Source organism: Thalassotalea sp. G2M2-11 (assembly GCF_017168195.1).
Taxonomy (GTDB): domain Bacteria; phylum Pseudomonadota; class Gammaproteobacteria; order Enterobacterales; family Alteromonadaceae; genus Thalassotalea_E.
Genome location: NZ_JADNYL010000001.1, coordinates 946,769 through 972,010 on the forward strand (window position 1 = coordinate 946,769; position 25,242 = coordinate 972,010).

General features: G+C 38.8%; 23 protein-coding genes. 15 read left to right on the top strand and 8 right to left on the bottom strand.

Going from position 1 to position 25,242, the window contains the following annotated elements:
* Window positions 1–9 precede the first annotated feature (9 nt).
* The 7 genes from lepB (at window position 10) to IV514_RS04090 (ending at window position 4,730) form a co-directional block, all read left to right on the top strand.
* Window positions 10–930 (top strand): signal peptidase I, encoded by a 921-nt coding sequence (gene lepB, locus IV514_RS04060; RefSeq protein ID WP_206483613.1) that lies wholly within the window; start codon window positions 10–12, stop codon window positions 928–930.
* Complete coding sequence (gene rnc / locus IV514_RS04065; protein WP_206483614.1) at window positions 930–1,670, top strand: ribonuclease III; 741 nt, start codon at window positions 930–932, stop codon at window positions 1,668–1,670. The genes lepB and rnc overlap by 1 nt, the downstream gene beginning before the upstream one ends.
* Entirely contained in the window at window positions 1,667–2,572 is a 906-nt protein-coding gene (era, locus tag IV514_RS04070; RefSeq protein WP_206483615.1) for a GTPase Era, read from the top strand. Before rnc ends, era begins: the two co-directional genes overlap by 4 nt.
* Before the next feature lie 21 nt (window positions 2,573–2,593).
* Window positions 2,594–3,274 (top strand): DNA repair protein RecO, encoded by a 681-nt coding sequence (gene recO / locus IV514_RS04075; protein WP_206483616.1) that lies wholly within the window; start codon window positions 2,594–2,596, stop codon window positions 3,272–3,274.
* Window positions 3,275–3,283: 9 nt separating this feature from the next.
* Window positions 3,284–4,015: a pyridoxine 5'-phosphate synthase gene (gene pdxJ, locus IV514_RS04080; RefSeq protein WP_206483617.1), complete on the top strand. Its 732-nt coding sequence runs from the start codon at window positions 3,284–3,286 to the stop codon at window positions 4,013–4,015.
* Between the two features lie 7 nt (window positions 4,016–4,022).
* Window positions 4,023–4,403: a holo-ACP synthase gene (acpS, locus tag IV514_RS04085; RefSeq protein ID WP_206483618.1), complete on the top strand. Its 381-nt coding sequence runs from the start codon at window positions 4,023–4,025 to the stop codon at window positions 4,401–4,403.
* An 81-nt stretch (window positions 4,404–4,484) separates the two neighbouring features.
* On the top strand, window positions 4,485–4,730 hold the full coding sequence (locus tag IV514_RS04090; protein WP_206483619.1) for a hypothetical protein: 246 nt from the start codon (window positions 4,485–4,487) through the stop codon (window positions 4,728–4,730).
* 15 nt (window positions 4,731–4,745) lie between these two features.
* Here the strand turns inward: IV514_RS04090 and barA are convergent, their stop codons facing one another.
* Complete coding sequence (barA, locus tag IV514_RS04095; protein ID WP_206483620.1) at window positions 4,746–7,604, bottom strand: two-component sensor histidine kinase BarA; 2,859 nt, start codon at window positions 7,602–7,604, stop codon at window positions 4,746–4,748.
* A gap of 160 nt (window positions 7,605–7,764) precedes the next feature.
* Here barA and relA point away from each other — a divergent pair, with 160 nt between their 5' ends.
* Together relA and IV514_RS04105 are read left to right on the top strand one after the other, a co-directional pair.
* Window positions 7,765–9,957: a GTP diphosphokinase gene (gene relA / locus IV514_RS04100; protein ID WP_206483621.1), complete on the top strand. Its 2,193-nt coding sequence runs from the start codon at window positions 7,765–7,767 to the stop codon at window positions 9,955–9,957.
* Between the two features lie 59 nt (window positions 9,958–10,016).
* The gene (locus IV514_RS04105) at window positions 10,017–10,478 is read left to right on the top strand and encodes a hypothetical protein (protein ID WP_206483622.1); all 462 of its coding nucleotides are present in this window, start codon (window positions 10,017–10,019) and stop codon (window positions 10,476–10,478) included.
* Window positions 10,479–10,562: 84 nt separating this feature from the next.
* Here the strand turns inward: IV514_RS04105 and IV514_RS17415 are convergent, their stop codons facing one another.
* Window positions 10,563–10,778, bottom strand: coding sequence for a GDCCVxC domain-containing (seleno)protein (locus IV514_RS17415; RefSeq protein WP_241242164.1), 216 nt, complete (start codon window positions 10,776–10,778; stop codon window positions 10,563–10,565).
* A 191-nt stretch (window positions 10,779–10,969) separates the two neighbouring features.
* Here IV514_RS17415 and mazG point away from each other — a divergent pair, with 191 nt between their 5' ends.
* From mazG to IV514_RS04120, 3 genes are all read left to right on the top strand, one after another.
* Complete coding sequence (gene mazG / locus IV514_RS04110) at window positions 10,970–11,782, top strand: nucleoside triphosphate pyrophosphohydrolase (RefSeq protein ID WP_206483623.1); 813 nt, start codon at window positions 10,970–10,972, stop codon at window positions 11,780–11,782.
* Window positions 11,783–11,796: 14 nt separating this feature from the next.
* A complete protein-coding gene (locus IV514_RS04115) occupies window positions 11,797–12,594 on the top strand; it encodes an enoyl-CoA hydratase-related protein (protein ID WP_206483624.1) in 798 nt (265 codons plus the stop codon).
* A gap of 64 nt (window positions 12,595–12,658) precedes the next feature.
* Window positions 12,659–13,855, top strand: coding sequence for an iron-containing alcohol dehydrogenase (locus IV514_RS04120; protein ID WP_206483625.1), 1,197 nt, complete (start codon window positions 12,659–12,661; stop codon window positions 13,853–13,855).
* A gap of 29 nt (window positions 13,856–13,884) precedes the next feature.
* On the opposite strand, the gene IV514_RS04125 is transcribed toward IV514_RS04120, so the two are convergent.
* From IV514_RS04125 to IV514_RS04140, 5 genes are all read right to left on the bottom strand, one after another.
* On the bottom strand, window positions 13,885–14,307 hold the full coding sequence (locus IV514_RS04125; RefSeq protein ID WP_241242165.1) for an Hsp20/alpha crystallin family protein: 423 nt from the start codon (window positions 14,305–14,307) through the stop codon (window positions 13,885–13,887).
* A gap of 240 nt (window positions 14,308–14,547) precedes the next feature.
* On the bottom strand, window positions 14,548–15,276 hold the full coding sequence (locus IV514_RS04130; protein ID WP_206483626.1) for a YebC/PmpR family DNA-binding transcriptional regulator: 729 nt from the start codon (window positions 15,274–15,276) through the stop codon (window positions 14,548–14,550).
* A gap of 194 nt (window positions 15,277–15,470) precedes the next feature.
* Entirely contained in the window at window positions 15,471–15,599 is a 129-nt protein-coding gene (locus IV514_RS17595; protein WP_277601486.1) for a hypothetical protein, read from the bottom strand.
* A gap of 12 nt (window positions 15,600–15,611) precedes the next feature.
* Window positions 15,612–16,130, bottom strand: coding sequence for a hypothetical protein (locus IV514_RS04135; RefSeq protein ID WP_206483627.1), 519 nt, complete (start codon window positions 16,128–16,130; stop codon window positions 15,612–15,614).
* A gap of 115 nt (window positions 16,131–16,245) precedes the next feature.
* Window positions 16,246–17,118, bottom strand: coding sequence for a LysR family transcriptional regulator (locus IV514_RS04140; protein ID WP_206484019.1), 873 nt, complete (start codon window positions 17,116–17,118; stop codon window positions 16,246–16,248).
* Between the two features lie 444 nt (window positions 17,119–17,562).
* Here IV514_RS04140 and IV514_RS04145 point away from each other — a divergent pair, with 444 nt between their 5' ends.
* From IV514_RS04145 to IV514_RS04155, 3 genes are all read left to right on the top strand, one after another.
* Window positions 17,563–18,138: a dienelactone hydrolase family protein gene (locus IV514_RS04145; RefSeq protein ID WP_206483628.1), complete on the top strand. Its 576-nt coding sequence runs from the start codon at window positions 17,563–17,565 to the stop codon at window positions 18,136–18,138.
* Window positions 18,139–18,746: 608 nt separating this feature from the next.
* Window positions 18,747–21,590 (top strand): ATP-binding protein, encoded by a 2,844-nt coding sequence (locus IV514_RS04150; protein ID WP_206483629.1) that lies wholly within the window; start codon window positions 18,747–18,749, stop codon window positions 21,588–21,590.
* 18 nt (window positions 21,591–21,608) lie between these two features.
* Window positions 21,609–22,640 (top strand): hemolysin family protein, encoded by a 1,032-nt coding sequence (locus IV514_RS04155; RefSeq protein ID WP_206483630.1) that lies wholly within the window; start codon window positions 21,609–21,611, stop codon window positions 22,638–22,640.
* A 15-nt stretch (window positions 22,641–22,655) separates the two neighbouring features.
* On the opposite strand, the gene glnD is transcribed toward IV514_RS04155, so the two are convergent.
* The gene (glnD, locus tag IV514_RS04160; protein ID WP_206483631.1) at window positions 22,656–25,232 is read right to left on the bottom strand and encodes a [protein-PII] uridylyltransferase; all 2,577 of its coding nucleotides are present in this window, start codon (window positions 25,230–25,232) and stop codon (window positions 22,656–22,658) included.
* Window positions 25,233–25,242: the final 10 nt, after the last annotated feature.

Genomic DNA, 25,242 nt, shown 5'->3' on the forward strand with positions numbered 1-25,242 from the left:
AGGGATGTCATGGCAGTCTATTTTTCAATATTTCTTGTTATTTTAACCGGTGTTACCGGCATAGTATGGTTGGCTGATAAGTTTTATTTAGCGCCTCAACGCCGTTTAAAGTTGGCGGATGTTCAAGCGCAATGTAAAGAACCTTTGTCAGAAGAAGCGCAGGCAAAGTTAGTTGAGCCATCAGGCATTGTTGATACCTCAGTGCAAATTTTTCCGGTGATCGCGTTTGTTCTGGTGTTACGCTCATTTTTATGGGAACCGTTTCAAATACCATCAGGTTCAATGATGCCAACATTACTTGATGGTGACTTTATTTTAGTGAATAAATTTAATTACGGCTTGCGTGATCCTGTCGTGCGCAATAAGTTTGTTGAAATTGGTTTACCTGAGCGTGGTGACGTCGTTGTTTTTAAATATCCTTTAGATCCTAAGGTGGATTACATTAAGCGTGTTATCGGTTTACCGGGTGATCGTATTATTTATCGTAATAAATCATTGTATATTAAACCAGCATGTACAGAGGCAAACACCGAGTGCACCGAGTTTAAACAAGTAGAGCAAACTTTTATTAGTAAAGGTGAGCCGGGCGATGTAGACATGGGATTAACGCGCTATCGCTCAGATATGCCAAATAAAACCCATGAGATTTTGATCAATAACGACATCTTACCAAGAACTCCGCATTACTTTAAGCAATCGGGCACTCAGCGTGATGAGTTTGTCGTCCCGCAAGGACATTATTTTGTCATGGGAGATAATCGTGATAATAGCCTTGATGGGCGTTTTTGGGGCTTTGTGCCGGAAGAGAACCTAGTTGGCGAAGCGGTATTTATTTGGATGAGTTTTGATTTTGAGCGTGATGAATCAAGCTTTTTACCTCATTGGGTGCCAACAGGTGTTCGTTTTGCACGAATAGGTAGTATTAATTAATGGTTAAAAATAATGCACAAGCATTAAAACGATTAACGCAAAAACTTGGCTATCAATTTAATGAGCCAAGTTTACTTTTACAAGCGCTTACTCACCGAAGTGCGAAAGGAACGCATAACGAACGTTTAGAGTTTTTAGGTGATTCTATTTTAGGCTTTGTCATTGCTCAAACGCTGTTTGAGAAGTTTCCTAAAGAAAACGAAGGTGATCTTACCCGAATGCGTTCAAGCTTAGTGAAAGGGGTTACCTTGGCTGAGATAGCACGTAGCTTTGATTTAGGTGAGCATTTAATCTTAGGCCCTGGTGAATTGAAAAGTGGCGGTCATCGACGTGATTCTATTTTAGAAGATGCGGTTGAGGCTATTATTGGTGCTGTATTTCTCGATTCTGATATCGCCACGTGTAAGCAACTCGTGTTAACTTGGTTTGAGCAGCGCCTTAATGCGATAAAACCTGGTCAAGCACAAAAAGATCCTAAAACACGGTTACAAGAGTATTTGCAGGCGAGGAAGATCCCGTTACCTTTATATGAGGTGGTTGAAACTTCAGGTCAATCGCATAATCAAGAATTTACTGTTAAGTGTACTACTAGTGAAATAGCGGCAGAAGTGATCACTAAAGGGACGAGCCGAAGAAAAGCTGAACAAGCTGCGGCAAGTAAGCTTTTAGATATTATTTTGGCTGATAATAGCAATAAAAAAGCGAAAAAAAGCCAAAAAACAACAGGTAAACGCACATGAGTCAGCAACACTGTGGATTAATCGCTATTGTCGGGCGTCCTAATGTCGGTAAATCAACATTACTTAATAGCTTATTAGGGCAAAAAGTCAGTATTACTTCTCGTAAGCCGCAAACAACACGACATCGTATTCTTGGTATCTTATCCGAAGGTGAGCATCAGGCGGTATTAGTTGATACTCCTGGTCTACATAGTGACGAAAAACGTGCCATCAATCGCTTAATGAATCGTGCTGCGAGCAGTTCGATTGCGGAAGTCGAACTGGTTCTATTCTTAGTTGAAGGCACACACTGGACGACGGATGATGAACTTGTACTTAATAAAGTGAAAAAAAGTGGTGTTCCTTGCGCGTTACTGATCAATAAAATTGATAATGTCCAAGATAAAGAGTCACTATTACCACATTTGCAAAAACTCGGTGACAAGCATGATTTCACTGATATTATTCCTATTTCTGCCAGCAAAGGTGATAATGTTGATAAGATCAAATCACTTTGTCTGTCAGCAATACCAGAAGGTGAATTTTGGTTTCCAGAAGACTATATTACCGATCGCTCCAGTCGTTTTATGGCATCTGAGATTATCCGTGAGAAATTGATCCGTTTTACTGGTGACGAGTTACCATATTCGACCACGGTTGAAATTGAACAGTTCAAAGTGGATGACAAAGGCATATTACATATTAATGCGTTAATTTTGGTTGAGCGTGATAGCCAGAAACGTATGGTGATAGGTAACAAAGGGCAACGATTAAAAACGATTGGACAAGAAGCTCGACGCGATATGGAAGCGTTATTTGAACGACAAGTATTTTTAGAGTCTTGGGTGAAAATTAAATCTGGCTGGGCTGATGATGAGAGAGCATTGCGTAGTTTAGGTTATGGTGACGACTATTCAGGTTAAGCCAGCCTGTGGATGACATAGATGAAAGAGCAGGAGCTTAACGCGTTTTTGTTACATTCACGCCCTTATCGTGATAACAGGGTGATTGTGGAATGTCTCACTGAACTACAAGGCAAAGTGAGTGCGTTAGCTTATATTGGTACTTCCCCTAAATCGAGTAAAAAAGCACTTTTACAGCCATTTATTCCAATAAATATCGTATTAAAAGGACAAAACAGTTTACCAACGATTGCACGAATAGAGAGTCTGGATAAGTCGTTTTTATTAACGGGCGATCATCTGTTTAGCGGTTTTTATTTAAATGAACTCTTGGTGCGTTTATTAGCGGAAAACATCCCTGCACAGGAATTATTTAAGCAATATTTTCTAAGCTTACAGGCATTGAATAGACAAGAGCCGATAGAGCCTATTTTACGTGATTTTGAACGTGTACTGCTTGATGAATTAGGGCTAACTATTGATTATTCAATGGTATTTGAGCAAAATCATAACCATTATCAGTATATACATGAACAAGGGTTATTGCCTGTTGCAAGCACGTCAAAGGGAAGTTTGGCTAAACAACATTTAGTCAATATTGCTCAACAAGAGTTTGCCGATCCCGCAGTCAGGTATACCTATAAGTTATTAATGCGACAAGTTTTTGAACCCTTACTTGGTGGGAAACCATTAAACAGTCGTCAGTTATTTAAGCGTAATTAGAGAGTCGTTATGAGTGAAATTTTATTAGGCGTTAATGTGGATCATATCGCCACCTTACGCCAGGCAAGAGGAACAAACTACCCAGATCCTGTTCATGCTGCAAGTGTGGCTGAACACGCCGGTGCCGATGGTATTACAATACATTTACGTGAAGACAGACGTCATATCCAAGATCGTGATGTGCAAGTGATGAGTCAAACGATTCAAACGCGTATGAATTTGGAAATGGCAGTAACTGATGAAATGCTTGATATTGCGTGTCAAATCAAGCCAAAGTTTTGTTGCTTAGTCCCTGAAAAACGTGAAGAATTAACGACTGAAGGCGGCTTAGATGTCGCAGGACAACTGGATAAAGTAACACAAGCTGTCGCGCGCTTATCGTCACAAGGGATAGAAACTAGTTTGTTTATCGATGCCGATCAAACACAAATAGATGCCGCGGTAGCAACAAAAGCTCCTTATATTGAAATTCACACCGGCCATTACGCTGATGCTGAAACTGAAGCGGAACAGTTGCAAGAGTTAGCTCGATTAACTGCGGGTATTAAATATGCGCATCAGCAAGGCTTAAAAGTCAATGCAGGCCATGGCTTAACTTACTTTAATGTTAAGCCCATTGCAGCCATCCCTGAAATCATTGAACTGAATATTGGTCATGCAATTATTGCACGTGCAGCCATTGATGGCTTAGAAAAAGCAGTACGTGATATGAAGCAATTAATGCTTGATGCCAGAAGGTAATTGATCAATGTCTGTGGTTGGTATCGGTACTGATATTATTGAAATACAGCGATTAGCTAAAATGAGCAATGCTGCATTTAATAAACTTGCCAAGCGGTTATTAACCCCTGCGGAGTATCAACATTTCCAGCAATTAAAAAATCCAATTCCTTATATTGCCAAACGATGGGCAGGTAAAGAAGCTGCTGCTAAAGCATTAGGCACAGGTATCGCTGCTGGGGTGTCATTTCAGCATATTGAAATAAGAACCTTGGCAAGTGGTCAACCTGAACTTATTTTTACCGAGGCAGCTTTACAACAAGCACAAGCGATACAAGGACAACATTGGCATATATCATTATCCGATGAAGCAGCCTATGCTACTGCATTTGTTGTTATTTCTAAATGAAGACAAATTTTTTTGGTATATGCTAATTATTGATCTATACTTAAATTTAGTTCTGTCTAAAATTTGACCTATGGATGTGTTATGCAGTCACAAAAGCAACCCATTATCGATCGAAGAGGTGAGCCGCCTGAGCAATCTGTTTGGTGGTCAAAACTTTCTTTAGCACAAAAATTTTCAGCGAGTAGCTTAGGAAAATTTGGGTATGAATTGGCTTTTGTGCGCAATGAAAACGGTAAAAGTTTAGCGGTACTTCTATGCAATGGCGGCGTTGCAGTTATCTCCGAAGATGGCGAAATCAATACTTCACCGGATATTACTATTCGTTGATAATGCTTGATATAGCTAAGTTGCTTGTAGTTTTACTATCAAGTGATCTATTTCTTTAAAAGCCGTGTCAGAAAAATTAATCACTTTATCAATGTGTTCGAAAAACTCAAAAAACTCAGGCTCTAATTCATCAATACTTTGCCCATTTTTTAAGGCGCTCTCTATTAATTGAGTGATCTTACTTAAATTGGGTACTCCAGTGTAACAGCAGGCACCATTCAATTTGTGGATCAATGCTTTTAACTGCTTTAGATCTTGCGCTGTTAAGGCCTCTGAGATAGACAATTTAGTATCTGGCAAGCTTTCAACCAAACCATTTAACATGTCTTTGGCTAACACTGCTCTGTCGCCGCTACGCTTTAAGGATAAAGGCCAATTGATCACAGTAGACTTTGATAGTATTTCAATATGATGTTGGCTTTCACAGGTTAATTCTTCAGCGGCTGTACTCTGTTGAGCATTGCCTGTCTGATAGGTATAAGCGTTTGAGGCTTGGGTACTTAATAGCTCAAGGTCGCAGTATTCATAAATAATGTGACGTAACATCGTTTCGTCAATGGGCTTTGTCATGTAAGAATTAAAGCCATCTTTTAACAGTTTGTCTTTTTCTTCACTTAGTGCATGAGCCGTTACCGCAATAATAGGGGTATCATAGTTAAAGGTATGGCCTTTAATATGTTTTAGTGCTGAAATTCCATCCATCACTGGCATCTGAATATCCATAAAAATTAAGGCAAATTTCTCATTGTGACAAATACTGAGGGCTTCTTGTCCGTTGGTCGCACACACCACTTCCTGCACTTGTTCACTGAGTAACGCATTGATTAATTTTAAATTAGCATCATTATCGTCAACGGCAAGAACTTTAATGGGGATCTTGGTCGTTAGAACATTATTGAGTGAATCAGCAAAGTCAAATTGTTGAGGTTCAAACGCTTTCAGTAATTTGTTTGCCGTTAATGGTTTACTTAAACAACTTTGAGCACCCGATGAGATCAGGGCTTCTTGTAAATTTGGCGAATTACTATTGATTGCTAGATAAATGGTGGGGATTTGCTGAACAAGTGAAGCAATCAGTTGTTTTAATTCATTAAGCGCCATAGGAGTTACATCATGGCTAATTAAGGCTATATCATATTGATGTTGATTGATTATAGCGTCAGATACTTGCTCTAAACTGGTAACGGCAGTAACCTGCATTTGCCAGCTTTCTAGTATTTCACAGGTCGCTATACGGCTATGCGTATGAGGTTCGAAATATAAAATTTTCTTACCTTGTAGGTTACTCGGTATCGTTTTCATATCATGTGGCAGCGAGTTAACGCCACATTGGAAGGTAAACCAAAAAGTGGAGCCACTTTTTTCATTACTGATAAAACCAATGTCGCCGTTCATCTCTTTCACGAGTCGTTGTGAAATAACTAAACCAAGCCCTGTACCACCATAAAGACGAGTCACACTTTTATCTGCTTGACCAAATGCTTCAAAAATACTGGCTTGCTGCTCGTTACTCATGCCTATGCCAGTGTCATTGACGGTGATTTTTAATAACGCTGATTGTGTGTCGACATGCTCGCAATCAATATCAATATTAACAGAACCTTTTTCGGTAAACTTAATGGCATTGGCGGCTAGATTGATCAATACCTGTTTGATGCGCATGGCATCACCAATCATTGAATCAGGAATATGCTGAGCGATACGTAAAGATAATTCGATATTTTTTTTATGGGCGCTTGGGGCTAATAGAGTGATGGCTTCTTCAACAGTTTCATGCATTGAAAAGGGGAGCTTTTCAATGACCATTTTTCCTGCGTCGAGTTTTGAAAAATCTAAAATATCGTTAATAATCGCAAGTAAGTTGCCAGCGGAACGTTCAATGGTTTGCAAATAGTCCCGTTGTGTTTCACTTAATGGTGTTTTCAACACTTGGCGGGTAAAGCCAATAACACCATTTAACGGTGTTCTTAGCTCATGACTCATATTAGCTAAAAATTCTGATTTTACTTTATTTGCATCCTGAGCCTTACGTTTAGCAATATCTAATTCAACGTTTTGAATTTCAAATTGTTCTAAACTTTCACGTAAGTCTAGTGTCGCTTGATCAATGCTGCGTTGCATTTCATCATGATAATCTCCCAGCGACTGTGCCATCGCATTGACACCATTTTTTAGGAAGTTTAGCTCACCGATTAGTTGACCACTGATACGACTGTCGAGTTTCCCTTCTCGAATTCTATCGACGGCTTGTACCATAGAGGTGACAGGGCGAGTTACATTGGTGATCAGTTTAAATGCAAAAATACTACTAATTAAAGCGCCCAAGATCGCTATGGCAAACGCCATGATGATTTCACTTTGCTGCTCAAACTTTACTTTATGACGTTCAACCTGCATAGCAATATAACCAACGGTTGCTTGCGCAGAGTTTTCACTGCTAATAATGGTGGTATTACTATTCTCATTAATAATCGGTGTGCGAAAAATCATATAGTCGCCACTGATTGTCGATTCGGTGGCTAATGATATTTTTTTGCCGGCTTTGATGCGCATCAACTCAGTGTCGCCTTGGTAAGTGCTGGTAACAAATACTTGGTTATCTTTGGTGAATACGGTAATGCTTTTTATGATTGATGATTGGCTACGATGTGCAAAACTTATCAGTGATCTAAGTTTTTCTCTGTCTTTATTAATAATGGCTTCAGCACTGACAATCGCTAATGGCTCAATAATGCTGATGGAGCGTTCTGAGAGGTAATTGTCTAACTCAACGTATCTGTGATATGAAAAATAGCTGGCAATAGCCAGACCAATGATAATTGTTGGCACAATTGTCAGTAAAATTACCCAGTCTTTGAGACTTAATTTATGCATTAATGGTCAGCACTCTTTATTGCAAAGGTGTAGTATTATATTCTTACTTATCATCGCACAAGAAAATGTTAATTTCATTATTTAGTGAGCTATATCACATTAAGCTACGCTAATTTTACGATAATAGAAGTATCATATTCGATAAACCTCAGGATAGATAATGGTTTCAGTTCGCAAATCTCATCAAATGACGCAAACCAGTTTGGAGCATTGGCTAGCGTCATTGGAAATTGATTCAGAAAAACAGAAAATGTTGGAAAGTATTTGGCAATCTATTAATGCCAAACATGACGTTGATGATCAATGCCAAACTAAGTCTTTGGAAATGGTGGAGATTTTAGCGAGTTTAAACTTAGATAAAGATTCATTAGCGGCGGCTTTTCTTATTCCATTGATTGAGTATCAATATATTGATTTAACTTATGTTGAAAGCCATTATTCCGAAGGTATCCTGCTTTTATGTCAGGGGGTTGGCAAGATGGCTGCTATTAAGGCCTTGCAACAAAGTCATCGCACTAAAGTTTCTGAAAGTCAGGTAGATAATATTCGCCGCATGTTACTTGCTATGGTGGAAGATGTGCGTTCTGTGGTGATCAAACTGGCTGAACGCTTGTGTTATTTACGTATTGTCAAAAATGCTGATGAAGAAATACGAGTACTTGCTGCGAAAGAAACCACTAATATTTATGCGCCGCTGGCAAATCGATTAGGCATCGGTCAGTTAAAGTGGGAACTTGAAGATATTGCTTTTCGTTATCTTCATCCCGATTTGTATAAGCAGATTGCAAAGCAACTGGATGAAAAACGCTTAGATCGTGAACAGTACATGGTCGATTTTGTTGATAATTTGTCGCAGCAATTGAAGTCAGCAAATATCGTGGGTGAAGTGTATGGTCGACCCAAACATATCTACAGTATCTGGAAGAAGATGCAGAAAAAATCATTGGATTTTGATCAATTGTTCGATGTCAGAGCGGTGCGGGTTGTGGTGGAAAAACTGCAAGATTGCTACGGTGCTCTAGGGATTGTTCATACCAGTTGGAAGCATCTTGCCAATGAATTTGATGATTATGTGGCAACACCCAAGCCAAATGGTTACCAGTCAATACATACTGTGGTTTTAGGGCCGGAAGGGAAAACCGTCGAAATTCAAATACGTACTCAACAAATGCACGATGATGCTGAGCTCGGTGTTGCCGCACATTGGCGTTATAAAGAAGGCGCTGCTTCAGGCAAAACCAGTGGCTTTGATGAAAAAATTAGTTGGTTACGTAAAATATTACAATGGCAAGATGATGTTAGTGAAAGCGGCGAAATTATCGATGAATTACGTAGCCAGGTCTTTGAAGATCGTATTTATGTCTTCACGCCAAATGGTGATGTAATTGATCTACCTTCAGGCGCCACGCCGCTTGATTTTGCTTATTATATTCATTCAAATGTGGGACATTGTTGTATTGGAGCAAAAGTGTTTGGTCGCATTGTGCCGTTTACTCACCAACTGCAGACTGGCGATCAAGTGGAAATTCTTACCAGTAAAACACCGAACCCAAGTCGAGACTGGTTAAACCCTAATTTACATTATATTCATACGCCAAGAGCAAGAGCTAAAGTTCAGCACTTTTTCAAACAACAAGATCGTGGCAAACATATTGCCACTGGGAAAGAGCAATTAGAGCTTGAGCTAGCTAAGTTAGAGCTAGCAAAGGTTGATTTAAACGCGGCAACCGAGCGCTTTAATGTCAATAATGTGGAAGATTTATATGCTGCTATTGGCTCGGGGAATGCACGTTTACAGCAAGTGGTGAACTTCTTGCAGCTGTTAGAGGATAAAACCAAGCCTCCCAGTGATATTGACCCTCAAAGCGTCGTTAAGTCGTCTTCTCAGCAAAAAACGAATGTTGATGCTAATGGCATAACCGTATCAGGTGTCGGCAACTTGTTAACACATATGGCAAAATGTTGTCATCCAGTGCCTGGTGACGAAATACTGGGATTTATTACTCAAGGGCGAGGGATTTCGGTACACCGTAAAGATTGTGAACAGTTAGCCAATGCGATTGCACAACAACCAGAGCGAGAAGTTGAAGTGCAGTGGGGAGAGCAAGGTAAGCAAAGTTATCAAGTGACGTTACAAATTATTGCCGCTGATCGCCAAGGTTTGGTTCGAGATGTATCAACCATAGTTGCTAATGAACGCGTGAGTATTTTTGGCATGGAAACCCGAAGTGATCAACAAAAGCATACAGTAGCAATGTCACTCAATATAGAAATTGCCAATAACGAAATGTTAACTCGGTTGCAAAGTAAGCTACAGCAGCTAGATGATATTATCGAAGTGAACCGGTTGTGAGTAATTAACTGCCATTAGGGAACTGCATTTTGGTATTTAACAGGGATATTAAATCTTTTGTGATCATACATTCGCCATTGGTGCTGGTGTTCCTGTTGGCGTACTATGCTTATTTTATTGAAGTGCCCCCTGATTTATGGCGACATCAAGACACTGATTTTAGACGAATGATGGGCTACTATAGTGCGCCTTTTGTGATGTTTTTTTCGATAAGTTTACCTGTCTACCAATGGCTTAACTACCGAAAAATAGCAGTAAATTTTACTGAACAACAGATTCATTACAATAGCCAAATTATCAATCTTGAAGATGTTAATGAAATATATATCGAACATAATTCGTTAATGAATGCGAGCAAATATGTTTTTTATCAAGTTATTCCTTTAGCGCATCATAAGCTATTGGTGATTCCATTGTTTTTTGTGCCATCTTGCCAAGCTACTTTTACGAAAACATTACAAGATTACTGTCAGCGTCATCATATTAAGTTGGTTAAGAATAGGCAGGCCGCTAGCCATTAATTATCAAGGTAGTGGTGCTGTGATATGTTGCCCAATATGCGGTTAAGGACGAAAACAGCATTAATCTTATATCAACTGAGCACTTTAATTAGAGCAACAAGATGCACCTTGTTGAATAGGTGGGCACTTTAGAGTTCCGTAGGAGCAATAGACGCAACAATCACCTTTTAGTGGTTTAAGTAAAACTTTGCATGACTGACATTCATAAAACCATTGACACGCATCCGTTGGCATTTGTTCTGTTTTTGAATATCCGCATTCGGGGCAGGTGATCGTTGAAGTTAGTTTGATATCTGACATATTGGCTCCTTTACAAGCTTTTCAAAAGCTATCGTTGAGTTGCTGAACATTAAGATTATAGCCAAATAGAATTGATAAGGACTAGTTTCTACAACGGCAAAATTGTGTAATTTAATTTATAAGTATTCAAAGAAACCAGTTAAACTTGAGCTCTTATTATTAACGACTTTAGCTAAATGTGAAAATTAACAATGTTGAATGATAAACCTTCAATCGAAAAACTTCGTTGGATCATGACTCAGCTACGCGATCCTGAAACAGGATGTCCGTGGGATCTTAAACAAAATTTTTCAACCATAGTGCCGCATACTATCGAAGAAGCTTATGAAGTGGCTGATGCTATTAATCAGGCACTTGAGTCGCAAGATTATCGTGAACTAGAAAAAGAGCTGGGCGATTTATTATTTCAGGTAATTTTTTATAGTCAGCTTGGCCAAGAACAACAAGTATTTGATTTTGATTCAATTGTCGAAGCTATTTGTGAAAAGCTTATTCGTCGTCATCCGCATGTTTTTGCTGATACCAATTTATCAACTGACGAAGAAATTAAAGCCAACTGGGAAAATGAAAAAGCAAAAGAGCGACAACAGAAAAATAACGATCAAGCGTTAAGTGTACTTGCTGATATCCCAAAAAGTTTACCTGCGCTTTCACAAGCGGCAAAAATTCAAAAGCGTTGTGCCCATGTTGGTTTTGATTGGCATCATATTGATGATGTCTTTGCCAAAGTAGAAGAAGAAGTTCAGGAGGTCAAAAATGAGCTTCATCATAACCCTGAAGCTCTTGCAGAAGAGTTAGGAGATTTATTATTTGCTGTGGTCAATGTGTGTCGCCATGCTAAGCAAGATCCTGAATCGCTGCTTAGGCAGGCAAATGTGAAGTTTACTCAGCGCTTTCATCAAGTTGAACAACAAGTGCAAAACTCTAGCAAAGATTTTGCTCAGCACTCATTAGATGAATTAGAAGCTTATTGGCAACAAGCAAAAATCTCAGTAAAAAAATAATAAGGCGAGTTTATATGACAATTCCATCACTGACCGATTGTTTACTAACGTTAAATAATAAAGTAGCCACACTCACATTTAATCGCGATGATGTGCGTAATGCGTTAACCGGTACGGCAATTACCGATGATATAGTGACAACCATTAACTGGATCAATCAAAATAAAGCGGTAGCAGTCTTGGTGATCACCGGTGCAGGTTCGGCATTTTCTTCTGGTGGCAATATTAAAGATATGGCTAATCGAAGTGGTGATTTTGCTGGAGATGTGGCTGAGTTGGAAGATAGGTATCGTCATGGTATTCAGCGTATTCCATTAGCAATTCATCAATGTGAGGTTCCAGTGATAGCTGCCGTTAATGGCCCCGCAATTGGTGCAGGATTTGATGTGGCAAATATGTGTGATATTCGTATTGCCTCATCCAAAGCCAAGTTTGGCGAAACCTTTGTTAACTTAGGGCTCATTCCTGGCGATGGCGGCGCATGGTTCATGCAACGCAATATTGGCTATCAACGAGCTGCGGAGTTAACTTTTACTGGCCGAGTCATAGATGCACAAGAAGCTAAAGAATTTGGTGTGGTACTTGATGTGGTTTCACCTGAGCAACTATTAATGCGCGCTGATGAATTAGCAAACCAGATTGCTACAAAACCAACAGATGCGTTACGTTTGACTAAACGCTTAATGAAAATGGCGCAACGAACGGACTTACCAGACTTTTTAGATGTTTGTGCAGTTTTTCAAGGTATGTGTCATAACAATCCAGAGCACCTTAGCGCAGTTAATGAAATGATAACAAAGTTAGCTAAGTGATCGATTTATGAGTTTGCTCTAGCCGTGCTCAAATGATTGGGAAAATTCTGTTAAGGAGAAAGCAGTGTTGCATCGTCTGGTTATTTTTATTCGCCGATATGTGAATAAGTTAATTCACGTGCCTAAGCCAAAACTGATTTGTGGCTCAGGTAAAATAACAGCTACGGTGACAGAGTTAAAGGCGCGTAACGCTGTTAACGTGATGATCGTCAGTGATCAAGTTTTAACGGAATTAGGTTTTACCCAACAGTTGGTGATATTACTGCAAAATCACAATATTAGTGTGCAGTTATTTGATCAGGTTACCCCAGATCCAAATATAGCCTTGGTTGAGCAAGGGTGTGAACAATACTTGAAACATAGCTGTGATGGTATTGTTGCCTTAGGTGGTGGTTCGGTCATTGATTGTGCGAAAGCCATTGCCGCAAGTGCAACTAAAAGAAAACCGGTAAAAGCGTTAGCTGGATTATTTCGCGTACGAACATCACTACCGCCTTTTATTGCTATTCCAACGACTGCAGGTACGGGCTCTGAAGCAACGTTAGTGGCAGTGATCACCGATAGTGAGCAACGGAAAAAGTTTACCGTTATTGATCCCTGTTTAGTGCCCCATGTCGCTATTTTAGACGCAAACCTAATGGTTGGGCTACCTGCTGAGATAACGGCCAATACCGGAATGGATGCCTTAACCCATGCGATTGAATCCTATATTGGCTTACATAGTACGAGTGAAACTAGAGCCTATAGTTTGGCGGCAATGGAGCGAATTTTCACCTACTTGCCTTTGGTCTACACTCAAGGGAATGACAGCGAAGCGCGTCAAGAAATGGCAATTGCCAGTTATGAAGCAGGGCTTGCTTTTACGCGCACTTCTGTAGGATATGTACATGCTATTGCCCATCAACTTGGCGCTATCTATCATATCCCTCACGGTTTAGCCAATGCAGTGGTGTTGCCGCACATATTAGATTTTTCATTTGAGCAAGCATATCCCGCCTATGCAGAAATCGCGTACCAACTTAAATTAGTGGCACAAAATACCGATAAACAGCAGGCTGCAATTGCATTTGTTGAGCGAGTGAAGGCGTTATCGCAAGAAATAAATATTCCCACACGCTTTTCGCAACTGAAAGTTGAAGATATTGAAGAGATTGCTCAACGAGCCATTAATGAAGCATATTGTGACTATCCGGTGCCTAAGGTGATGTCTGTTTTACAATGTCAGCAAATAGTAAAAAAAATGCTAACTACAGCGAATTAGTTAGCATTTTTATCATGGTAGAATAAGCGTTAATTGATATTAATTTGACGCTTTTCTTGTTCAGTATCGTTGACTTTAGGTGCACTTAATTTCAGTAAGCCGTCTTCAAATTTTGCTTGAATATCATTTGCACTTACATTGTTGCCAACGGTAAAGCTTCGGCTAAAAAAGCCTGAACGACGTTCCCGACGAATCACCTTATCTTTTTCTGACTTAGTTTCTTGGTGGGTTTTTGCTTCGATAGTTAAAACACCATCATGTAACTGCACCGAAACATCATCTTTTTTAACTCCTGGAAGTTCTGCGAGGATCTCGTAATGATCTTCTTTATCAGTAATATCAACACGTGGTGCGAAAAATTGCTTGTCATCATGTTTACTTTTACTACTAAAGAAGTTGTCAAAGAAGTTATCCATGTCAAACCATTGTTCACGAGGTAATAAGCTCATCATTTGCTCCTTTGTCTTGATGGGTGACATCATAAATATAGGTGCTTTTTAGCATGAAATAGCTGAGTTTAGCGCGTATTTGAATGAGCTTTGATTTAGGTTAAAAAATAGTCAGTTTATATCTTGAGAGAGTCTTAGATGGAATGATTTTTGATAGGAGAAAGTGAATAATTGATTCATCCAAAACACCACACAAAAGAAGTGTTCTGGATGAAAATTATCAATAAAGATTGACTGTGTTGCTTACTCTTGAGGGAGTTCAGCATTGTGATAAACGTTTTGTACGTCTTCACAGTCTTCGAGCATGGCTAAGAACTTTTCAAAATTAGCAATGTCGTCTTCGTTGGTAATTTCAGTATAGGTTTGCGGTACCCAAGTAATTTCTTCAACTTCTAAGTCGTACTCAGGCATGCTATCAGCAAAGGCGGTTTTAATTTTGAAAAACTCGGTATGAGGAGCATATACCGTAATAATACCATCTTCTAGTTCAACATCGGTGACATCGATGTCTGCCATCATTAAGTTTTCTAATACCGACTCATCGTCTTCGCCTTTAAAAGCAAATACGGCTTGGTGATCAAACATATGAGAGACAGTGCCTGATGAGCCAATTTTAGCGTTGGTTTTGGTAAAACACTGACGCACATCTTTGATAGTGCGGTTGCTGTTATCAGTTAAACAGTCAATGATCACCATGCTGTTTCCTGGTCCAAAGCCTTCATAGCGTGCTTCCGCATAATCTTCTCCGCCTGTTCCTTTGGCTTTTTCAATTGCCTTTTCAATAACATGACTTGGAACTTGATCTTTTTTAGCTTTCTCAATCGTACGGCGTAGTGTCAAGTTACCATCTGGGTCAACACCACCATTTTTAGCGATGACATATATTTCTTTACCGTATTTAGAATAAAGTTTTGTTTTTTGGCCTGCAGTTTTGGCCATTGATAATTTACGGTTTTGGTAAGCTCTGCCCATTTTTCTTGGTTCTCGTAATGACTAAAAGTTAACTTGGCTAAATTCTACCAGCCAATGGCAAGGCTTGCTAGGGGATTAGAGCAGGTTTTTATTGAGGAAAATCAATAGCGCCGAAGTTCTGGCGAATAACGAGAAAGAAAAGCGATAAGTTAGTCATTTCTTATCGCTAAAATAACGTGATTCATTCGATTTTCTCATTGTTGTCGTTGCTGTCCTGTTTGGATGAATTGGCTATGATGCATATTCCATTGTGCGACACTTAAATGTTTTAGTTGGTGTAAGAATAAAAAACTGTTGCTCAGTAGCTTGTTTGAAACTTTCATGATTTCTCCCATTTATTCTGCGGTTAATTCATTGCTGAAGTCGGATGTTAGAGCTGGTAGTCGGTTGTTACTAAAGTAAGTCACATTTTCAACAATTAGCGTATGTTTTGATAATGATTTAGCTTTAGAAAAATCTTCAAAGGCACTAAGGTTTTCGCCATCTAAATATCTTGCGATACCTCGGTTACTGTATGCGAGTGCTTTTAATAATTTGCCATGACGACCTCGGCTTGCTTTAGCTGGTATTGCTTTAATTGCATCGGTACATGCTGTTTCAGCTGAAGCTAAGTTAGCGGTTTTGATATGAGCAACACATAAGCTGGTGAAATGTGCAAATTTCTTATCTGCGGTAATACTAGCGATACTGGCTAGACCTGCATGATAATCGCCGGCAATTATTTCATCGCTACCTGTTGCATCTTCAACTACGGCTAGGGTAAATCCGCTTGTATTTTCTGTAGCCATTGCTGAAGCCATAGTAAAAGCAAGGGGGGCTAATATTGACGGAGAGAGTAATTTATTAAGTTTCATAATGGTTTCCTTTTCGGTGTAATAAGTGCCAACTGACTTGACGCTTATTACTGTAGAAAAATCCACATTCGCCGACAAACGATATAAATCGGTCTATGAGGTGAAAAAATTTCACCTATGCGAGAAACGTTTGTTTGACCCACTGCGCAAAAGTATCAAGTGCTGGATTGTACTCAATACTTTCATGCTGAATAAGGTAATATTTATCATTGGTGATCAGCTCGTGATCGAACAGTTTGACTAATAATTGCTCACTAAACCAAGCTCTACTCATAGGTAAGGGTACAAGAGCAATGCCCATGCCTTGTTGTGCTGCTCGTGCTACGCCAAACATGCTGTCAAATTGAATAATCTGTTTTGGATCAAAATCCTCAATATTGACGCGATCTGCCCACTGGTGCCACGCCCAAGGTCTTGATTGGTGGAGAATAAGAGGAACTGATTTTAATGCGTCAAAGCCATGAATAACCCATTTTTTATAGAGCTTCTTGTTACAGGCAGGTGCATAGCGAATAGGGAAGAGTTCATGCACTATGCTGGCGTTTGGTTGACCGTTAGCCAGTACGATGGATAAATCTGCCGCTTTAGCTGGCTCACTGGCTGATTTTACCGTTTCTAATTGCAAATTAATGCTTGGGTTAAGTTGAGTCCACTCTCCGAGTTTAGGCACAAAGAGTTCACTGGCAAAGAACTCCGGCATACTAATGGTGATGGTTTGATTTTGCTGGCTGTTAGTAAAGTCAGCAATGGTGCTTTCTAATTGATTAATGATCGGTTGTATCGCATGGTAAAACTGTTTGCCGGCACTCGTTAGAACAATTGCACGAGTTTGTCGTTGAAATAGTTCAAAGCCAAGTTGTTCTTCCAGCTGTTTAATTTGGTGGCTGACCGCTGAAGGCGTTAAAAATAGTTGTGTAGCGGCATGCTTAAAGCTGAGACATTTGGCCGCAATACAAAAAGATCGCAGGCCTCTAATAGGTGTTTGTATCGTCATTTAAATTACATAATAATTATCCCACTGCTAGATTAGCAAGTGCTGCGCCAGTCAGTGATTTTTTTAAGTCATTGTTTGTAAAGGGTAAAGTTTTGATGTGAAAATATGGATGGATTGCTTTGCACTTGTTTGGTGCGTTCGTTGTAAAAAAAAGGCGCTAATGATTATTAGCGCCCAACGTCAAACAAGTATTAACAAATAGAAATCTGGGGAGATTTCAAAAACAAGTTCATCATAGTGAAATGACCATATGATGACAAACGAGATTAAATCACCTCTTAGATGAAAATAATTCACTCATCGGCATCTATTTTTATCTTTTAGGCCGAGCTGAGGCAAAATCCACGTTAAATATTACTTCTGTTTTTTGATATATATTTTAACGTGTTATATAAAGTAACGTGTTTTTTATTTAAATTATCTGAACATCAACTTCAAATGCTAAAAGTACGGCAAGATCATGCAACACTCGTTATTTTAACCGATATTTTTGGTTTGACTGAAGCTGTTCGGCGCTTGACGGGTTCACTTGCAAACGGACAACCCTATCTGATCATTGACCCTTACCAGCAGCAAATGATGCGCTTTGACTGTGAAGCTCAAGCATATCAGTACTTTAGTAAGCAGGTAGGAGTGGATAACTATTTAACGATTGCGCAGCAGCACCTACGTCAAATATCAAAAGTCGATAAGGTTATCGGTTTTAGTGTGGGCGGGAGCGTGTTATGGCGATTGTTATCTGATGGTGTATTTTTTCAGGCGGAGCATGACAGTATTTGTTTTTATCCAAGTCAGGTACGTCATTATTTAGATTTATCGCCGCAAAGCCGATGTCGTATTTATTTGCCAAATGCTGAGCCACACTTTTGTGTTAATGAGCTTTTTGCCAATTTAAAGTCTCGTCCTAATGTACTTGTTGAGCAAACCCCTTACTTTCACGGTTTTATGAATGAAGTATCTGATAATTTTGATTCTGATGCTTATCAGGCTTTTATACAAAAACTTAGTACTTAACTGATGTAATCTTTATTGACTGTTGCTTGCACTGATAGCAAAAATTTTCATTATCTAAGTTAAGTATGTCGAATGATTTAGGGGCTAATATTGCTAATAGTAGCGGTGCTGAGTGGATTAAATTGAAGTTTAAGGCAAAACTAATATAACTGCTGCCTGATTGATAGCTGATATGAATGGTTAAATATTGCTTATTTTTTGATCGTATTTAATGAGTAGCTATTGGGCTAAAAAAAATCGTCGACAATAAAGTCTGACAATTATTTGTTAATGTGTAAAAGATGGCGAATTGCTTGTGCAGTGATACCTAGAGTTGTTAATGTTTTTGCTGCAAATTCACTGATTTGATAAGTAAACAGCTCGTAGTTTTTTCTTATCTTTCAAAGAACAAGCGCGTATCCTCTTAGGAAATAGGTTGTAATTGCCATAGTAGGATGCGTCAACTATTGTACGAATAAAGTGTTGAGCAGTAATTTTTATTTAGCTGTAATGCCACGAGTTGTGTTTATCGGGCAATGCATTTCATTGGGTGAAATACCTTAAGATAACTTATAGTATGAGATAGCCAGCGTAATAAATGATCGCAACTACCGCGTTAGCGTGGTGGCATGATTGAATCAAATAGAGTGAAGTTCTTGGTAAAGTTAACGTTGAAATATAATGTAAAAGAGACATGGTTGCTATATCTGATCATGTTTATCAGTTATCTGGTGGTGGGACATTTTTCCTCATTTATTTCCTTTCAGAGCCAAGTGGTGCCCGTATGGTTACCGGCCGGTATTGCTTTGGCTGGTTGTTACCTTTGGTGGTGGCGATTCTTCCCCGCAGTATTTTTAGCGTCATATGTTTTTAATTTTTCTGTGCATCCCGACTTTTCTTGGCAACACTTAGTGTCAGCTATTGGTATGCAGAACCTGTTAATAGCTACGGGAGCTACGTTACAAGCGGCTATTGGTGCCAGTTTGTTACGTTTTTGGTTAGGCAATCCCATCAGACAAATCAGTGGTCGTAATAGTTTATATTTTATTTTTATTGTCGGTATTGCGGTTAATCTTATTTCCGCAAATGTCGGTGTCTATGCCTTAACAGTATTTAATCCATTATATGATGCTGAAAACTATCAATTAAATCTTGTTTTTTGGTGGTTAGGAGACTCTCTAGGTGTGCTACTTGCGACACCACTTATTTTAAGCATTTTGGATTATCGAAAAGAGAGCGAGAGCCAACAAAAAGTTATTCAATTGTTTATTGGCGTTATTGTGTTGTTATTTGTCATTGTAATCTCTATCACTCGCTATTTTATTACCCATTCTAATATCAATAATGAGCATAAAGTAACCCATGAAGTGAAGATGCTTGAAAATGGTGTTTACCGTCAGATCAGTAGCACGGTGAATGAGTTAAAGCACTTAGCTGAATTTATTCAAAACCAGCCTCAGCTGACAAAAAATGAATTTTTACAATTTGCCCAGAATGTCAATCATCGTTCTTCAAGTGTGATTGCAATGTCATGGAATCCTTTGATCTCTCAGGCTGATAAATCAATTCATCAACAGCAATTAACCGCCGATTATCAGCAAACCATGGTGATACGAGGTCAACCTATTACCACAGATGATCCGATTGTTTATGTTAAGTACATCTATCCTGAGCAGGAAAATAAGAAAGCAATTGGCTTTAATATCTACTCAAATGCAGAACGAAAAAGCTCATTAATCACTACAATGACGAGTTTGCAACCTACAGCGACACCGATAATTGAGTTAGTGCAATTTGAGCAACCTGTTGCAGGGGTTCTATTATTTTATCCGGTATTTGAGAAAATAGATGAGCAAGGGCTATTGGCAACAAGTCGATTGATTGGCTTTGCTACTGCGGTGGTGTTACCTACCAAAATTATTACTAATGCTATTGATAAATCACAGGAAAATTTATTTTTCTATCAAATATTTGAAGAAGGGGAGACAACAAGTTTTGTTGATAATTTCCCTGAAAATGCGGATGAGATACGTCATTTAAGTGAGCCTCCCTTCTCTCATACTTTTGAAGTTGCTGGACAACTTTGGGACATCAAGCTTTATCCGAATAAGCAGATGATCAGCAAACAACAAAATCAGAAGTTTTTGTATTTGTTAGTTATTCTGGTGTTAATTGTTATTACTATTACATTGCCATTATTGCTGATGCATAGTAAGCAGTTGATCCTTGAACAAATTGTGAAAAAGCGTACTGAATCTTTAGAGCGTGCGGTTATAGAAGCGAATCACGCTAATGCGGCAAAAAGTCAATTTTTGGCGAATATGAGCCATGAAATTAGGACACCGATGAATTCGGTGATTGGCTTTGCAAAGCTGGCGAAAGAGTCGAACAGTTTGTCAGATATTAAAGAATATATTGAACATATTGATGTTTCATCCGATGTGTTAATGCAAATAATCAATGACATTTTAGATTTAGCCAAAATAGAAGCAAACAAGTTGACGGTTAAGCATGAAGTGTTGGATATTCACCAAGTCTTTGAACGTATTCATCGTATTTTTAAAATGGAAGCGCAACAGAAGTCTTTAGTTTGGCGCATTGAAGATAATATTCCCAAGGACTTACGCTTTATAGGTGATAGAACACATATTGAACAAGTGCTCATGAACTTATGTGGTAACGCCTTAAAGTTTACCGAGCAAGGGGAAGTTATAGTTATTGCTGATCTACTTGCATACAAAGGACGAACAGCCCATGTTCAAATTCAGGTGAAAGACACGGGCATTGGTATTTCAAAAGAACATTCTAAGCGTTTATTTCAACCTTTTACTCAAGCGGATGAATCAACCTCGCGTCAATTTGGCGGTACAGGGTTAGGGTTAACCATTGCCAAAAAACTAAGCCATTTAATGGCTGGAGATATTAAGGTTGAGAGCAAACTCAACCAGGGAACAACGTTTATCTTTACGTTGCATTTAGCTATTGATAGTGATTCTGGCAATAGACAAATGATCCAGAAAAGCTTTTCCCAAGTGCAGCAACGTAAGAATGCAGCCTCTGCCTCTGCCTTTGCGTTAAGTCATGATGATTTTTCTTCATTAAAGGTATTGGTTGCAGAAGATAATCGTATTAATCAAAAATTAATTGATAAGGTATTACAACGACTTGGCATTAACGCTGAGATCGTAGAAAATGGCGCGCTGGTGATCGAACATTTACAGCAGTCTTCATTTGATGTGATACTGATGGATTGTCAAATGCCGGTACTTGATGGTTATGAGGCAACAGCAAAAATACGAGCTATGCCTGAATTTGCTGATTTACCCATAATTGCATTAACTGCTGATGTGGATACCCGTTCTAAAGAGCGAGCTACCAGCATAGGGTTTAATTTGCACCTATCAAAACCTATTAATATCGATGAGTTGGTTGCAGCGCTACAACAGATACTGCAGCAAAAAAATAATCAATAATTGGATGATACTAAATAGATGTTATTACTCTGTGTATTTTTATTTGTCGCCTTGTTCTTTTCGTTTTTATGCTCGATTGCTGAGGCGGTATTATTGAGTATTTCTTGGGTGTACATTCAGACACTTGAAAATGAAAACAAACCTTCGGGTAAAATTTTAAGAGCATTAAAACAAGATATTAATCAACCGCTAGCAGCTATTCTTACCCTTAATACTATTGCTCATACGGTAGGCGCTGCCGGTGTTGGCGCACAGGCAAGTATTGTGTTTGGTGATGCATCGTTAGGTATTGTGTCTGCGGTGTTAACCTTTTTAATTCTTATTTTTTCAGAGATTATTCCTAAAACATTAGGCGCGTCTCATTGGAAGCTGTTGGCTCCTGCAACCGCTCATATGCTGAAACTTTTAATTTGGCTACTGTATCCACTCATTAAAATGTCGGAGTTTATTACCCGTAGGCTGGTTGATAAGGAAAGCTCGGAAGGTTTTGATCGTAACGATTTTACTGTGATGGCGCAATTAAGTGCACAAAGTGGCACTATAGATCCTCAAGAGGCATTAATTTTAGAAAACTTATTATTGATGCAAGAAATAACCATTTCACAAGCAATGACGCCTAGAACGGTTATTTTTCGAGAATCTCAATCATTATTAGTGGAAGAGTTTTTTCATAAGCATAAAAAAGTACGCTTTAGTCGGATCCCGATTTATCAAGGTGAGTCTGATAATATTATCGGTTTTGTGTTGCGAACCGACTTACTGTTGGCACAAGCAAGGGGAAACAAAGACACCCCACTAAGTAACTATCAACGCAGTATGCCGACATTACTTGATACTATGTCACTTGCTCATGCAATGAAAGAAATGCTAACCGATAGTTTTCATATTGCCTTAATTGTCAATGAATACGGCACCGTGCGAGGCATTCTCACCCTTGAAGATATTTTAGAAACCTTAACGGGTTATGAAATTGTCGATGAAAGTGATAAGGACATCGATATGCAAAAACTTGCAAAGCGCCTATGGCAAGCAAAAGCGAAGCAAAAATAATAATGAAGTATCGGCTTAGGCTATGCGATTCATCAATAAATCAGCTAGCTCGTTTTGCTCTGTAGGATCAAGCTCTTTTCCTTCGTTCTTAGAGACGAGAAATACGTTTTCTGTACACTCACCGAGTGAACTGATTTTAGCCGAATGTATGGTGAGTTCTCGCTGAGAAAAAACCGAACAGATCTCTTCCATATAAGAAGGATCATCTAAAGTGTTTATTTTCAGTAATACTTTATTTTTCTTATTGGAAGTTAAAAACTCCACCACAGGTGGACTTTCAAAATGTTTAATAAACCTTGGCGTAGCCAAATTTCCATTTATACCTTGATTATCAATCGCTTTAGTTACTCGGCTTATGATTTGTTTAATGCGGTGATCTTCAGTGATAGGTTCATTGTTATGATCAAGTAATTTGATCAGCTCCAATACTTTGCCATCTTTTGCTTGCATAATTTGTGCATCTTTCACTTTAAGTTTTGCACTGGCTAAGGTATTAAAAATATCGACAAACAGCTTAGGTCTATCTTTGGTGTAAACCACTAAATTTGTTGAGCTTGTGGTAAAATTATCATCAATAAAAACTAGATTGTTTTCGCCATTGGCTAGCAGTATATTTTCAGAAATGTAGGTAATGTCATCAACATTGTTGCCGCTAAAAAAGTGATTAGGCAAGGTTGACCAGAACTGATTAACCGTACTTGGGTCGAAGGCATTGTTTACTAAGTTGTTAAGGGCTTCCGTTTTATTTTCTCTGATCAAGGTACGCACTTCAAAAATGTTTTCAATACCAGTGTTTAACGCAGTGCGTGTTGATAAATAAAGCTGTTTTAGCTGGCATTCATGCCATTCATTCCAGTATTCTTCATTGGTGGCGATCATATCGGCAACGGTAAAGACATAGAGTGCGTTCAATTTATCGACAGAACCTATGGTTTTAGCCAAGCGACTGATCACATCGGGATCAGCAATATCTTGGCTTTGCATTGTGGTCACTAGAAGCTCCTGATTAGCCACCAGCCAAGCTACTAGTTTGATTGTTGATGCCTTTAATTGATGAATTTCGGCAAACTCTTTAGCAATAATTGCACTGAGTTGATTATTTTCTACTGCTTGTTGTCCTGAGATATGATGACATAAAGTGGCCAATACTAAGGCGGTGTTATCTTTAACATATTGTTTAATATTATAAATAAAATTACTTTTATTGGCTTTATCACTAAAACTATCGATTGCTTGTACGGCCTTAAAGGTATGCTCATCTATGGTATAGGCATTATGCATATCGTATTGCATTCGGCCTTCTATTTTTTCCCAGTGGGATGAATACGATGCCAGTATGCCGTATCTGTGCATTAAACTTAGTGATGTTTTTAACCCATTGGGATGCTTAAGAATTTTAATAAATGTTTCTCGACATCCTTGATAGCAGCTAAGGTCACCAAGTAAGCTGCGACGTGTTTGACGTAATAAACGTAATGTCTGCGGGGCTATACCTTTAATATTTTCATGTTCTGCGATCAATAAAAATACCCGTAGCACCTGTATTTTATCAATAAATACTTCATCAAACTGCGCTTCGATTAAGTTATCACGCACGACAAAGTAATCATCAATGACTTGGTCAGGCTGTTGAGACTGTTTAGCTAATATATCGAATCGAAATGAATCACTAAGCATTTGGTTAAGCTCTTGGATCCGGGTCATGGCTCTGAATAAATAGCCCATCATGCTCTCAATCGCATATTCGGCATTCTCTTCGCCGCCGAAGCGCATAAATTTAGCAACATCAAACTGATGCTCAAATAACAACACTTCTTGTGGGCGTTTGGCGATAGTGTGAAGAGCCCAACGGACACGACAAACAAAGTCGTATGCTTCTAATAACTCTGATGTTTCATCTGAGGTCAGAAAACTCGATGATTTTATTGCTTTTGTACTATCAATAATAAAGTGTTTTTGTGCAATCCAGTGAATTGTTTGTACATCGCGTAAACCACCAGGATTGTTTTTTAAATTGGGCTCCAAGTATAGAGCGGTATTTTTAGCACTCTTATGACGCTTTGCCTGTTCTTCTTTTTTCGCTTGATAAAAGGCGTCGCTGGTCCATAAGTTATTATCAAATAGTGTTTTTTTTATTTTTGATGCGTGTTGTGATATTCCGTTTAAAGGGCGAATGTCAATTAAGTTTGTCGCAATGGTAATATCAGATTTTGCCAGCTGCATTGACTCATCAATAGTACGCACTGAGTGACCGATGTCTGTGCCTAAGTCCCACAATTTGGTTAAAAAAGACGTTAATAGCGTCTTATCTTTATTGCTGATTTTACCATCACTGATGATGGCAAGATCTATGTCAGATTTTGGGTGAAGAGTTTTACGGCCATAGCCACCAACAGCATTGATGGATAAGTTACTTTGGTGTAATTGATATGAGCACCATAGGTCGAGCAGTAATTGATCAAAAAACTCGGCTCTTTTTTGCATCAAGGACTGAATTGACTCAGTATGAAATTCTTCATTGAGTGTTTGATCAAATTGCGAAATATGATCTCGCAACGCTTTCCCAGAAGTTGTTTTATCAATAACAGGCATGGTTTTTGTC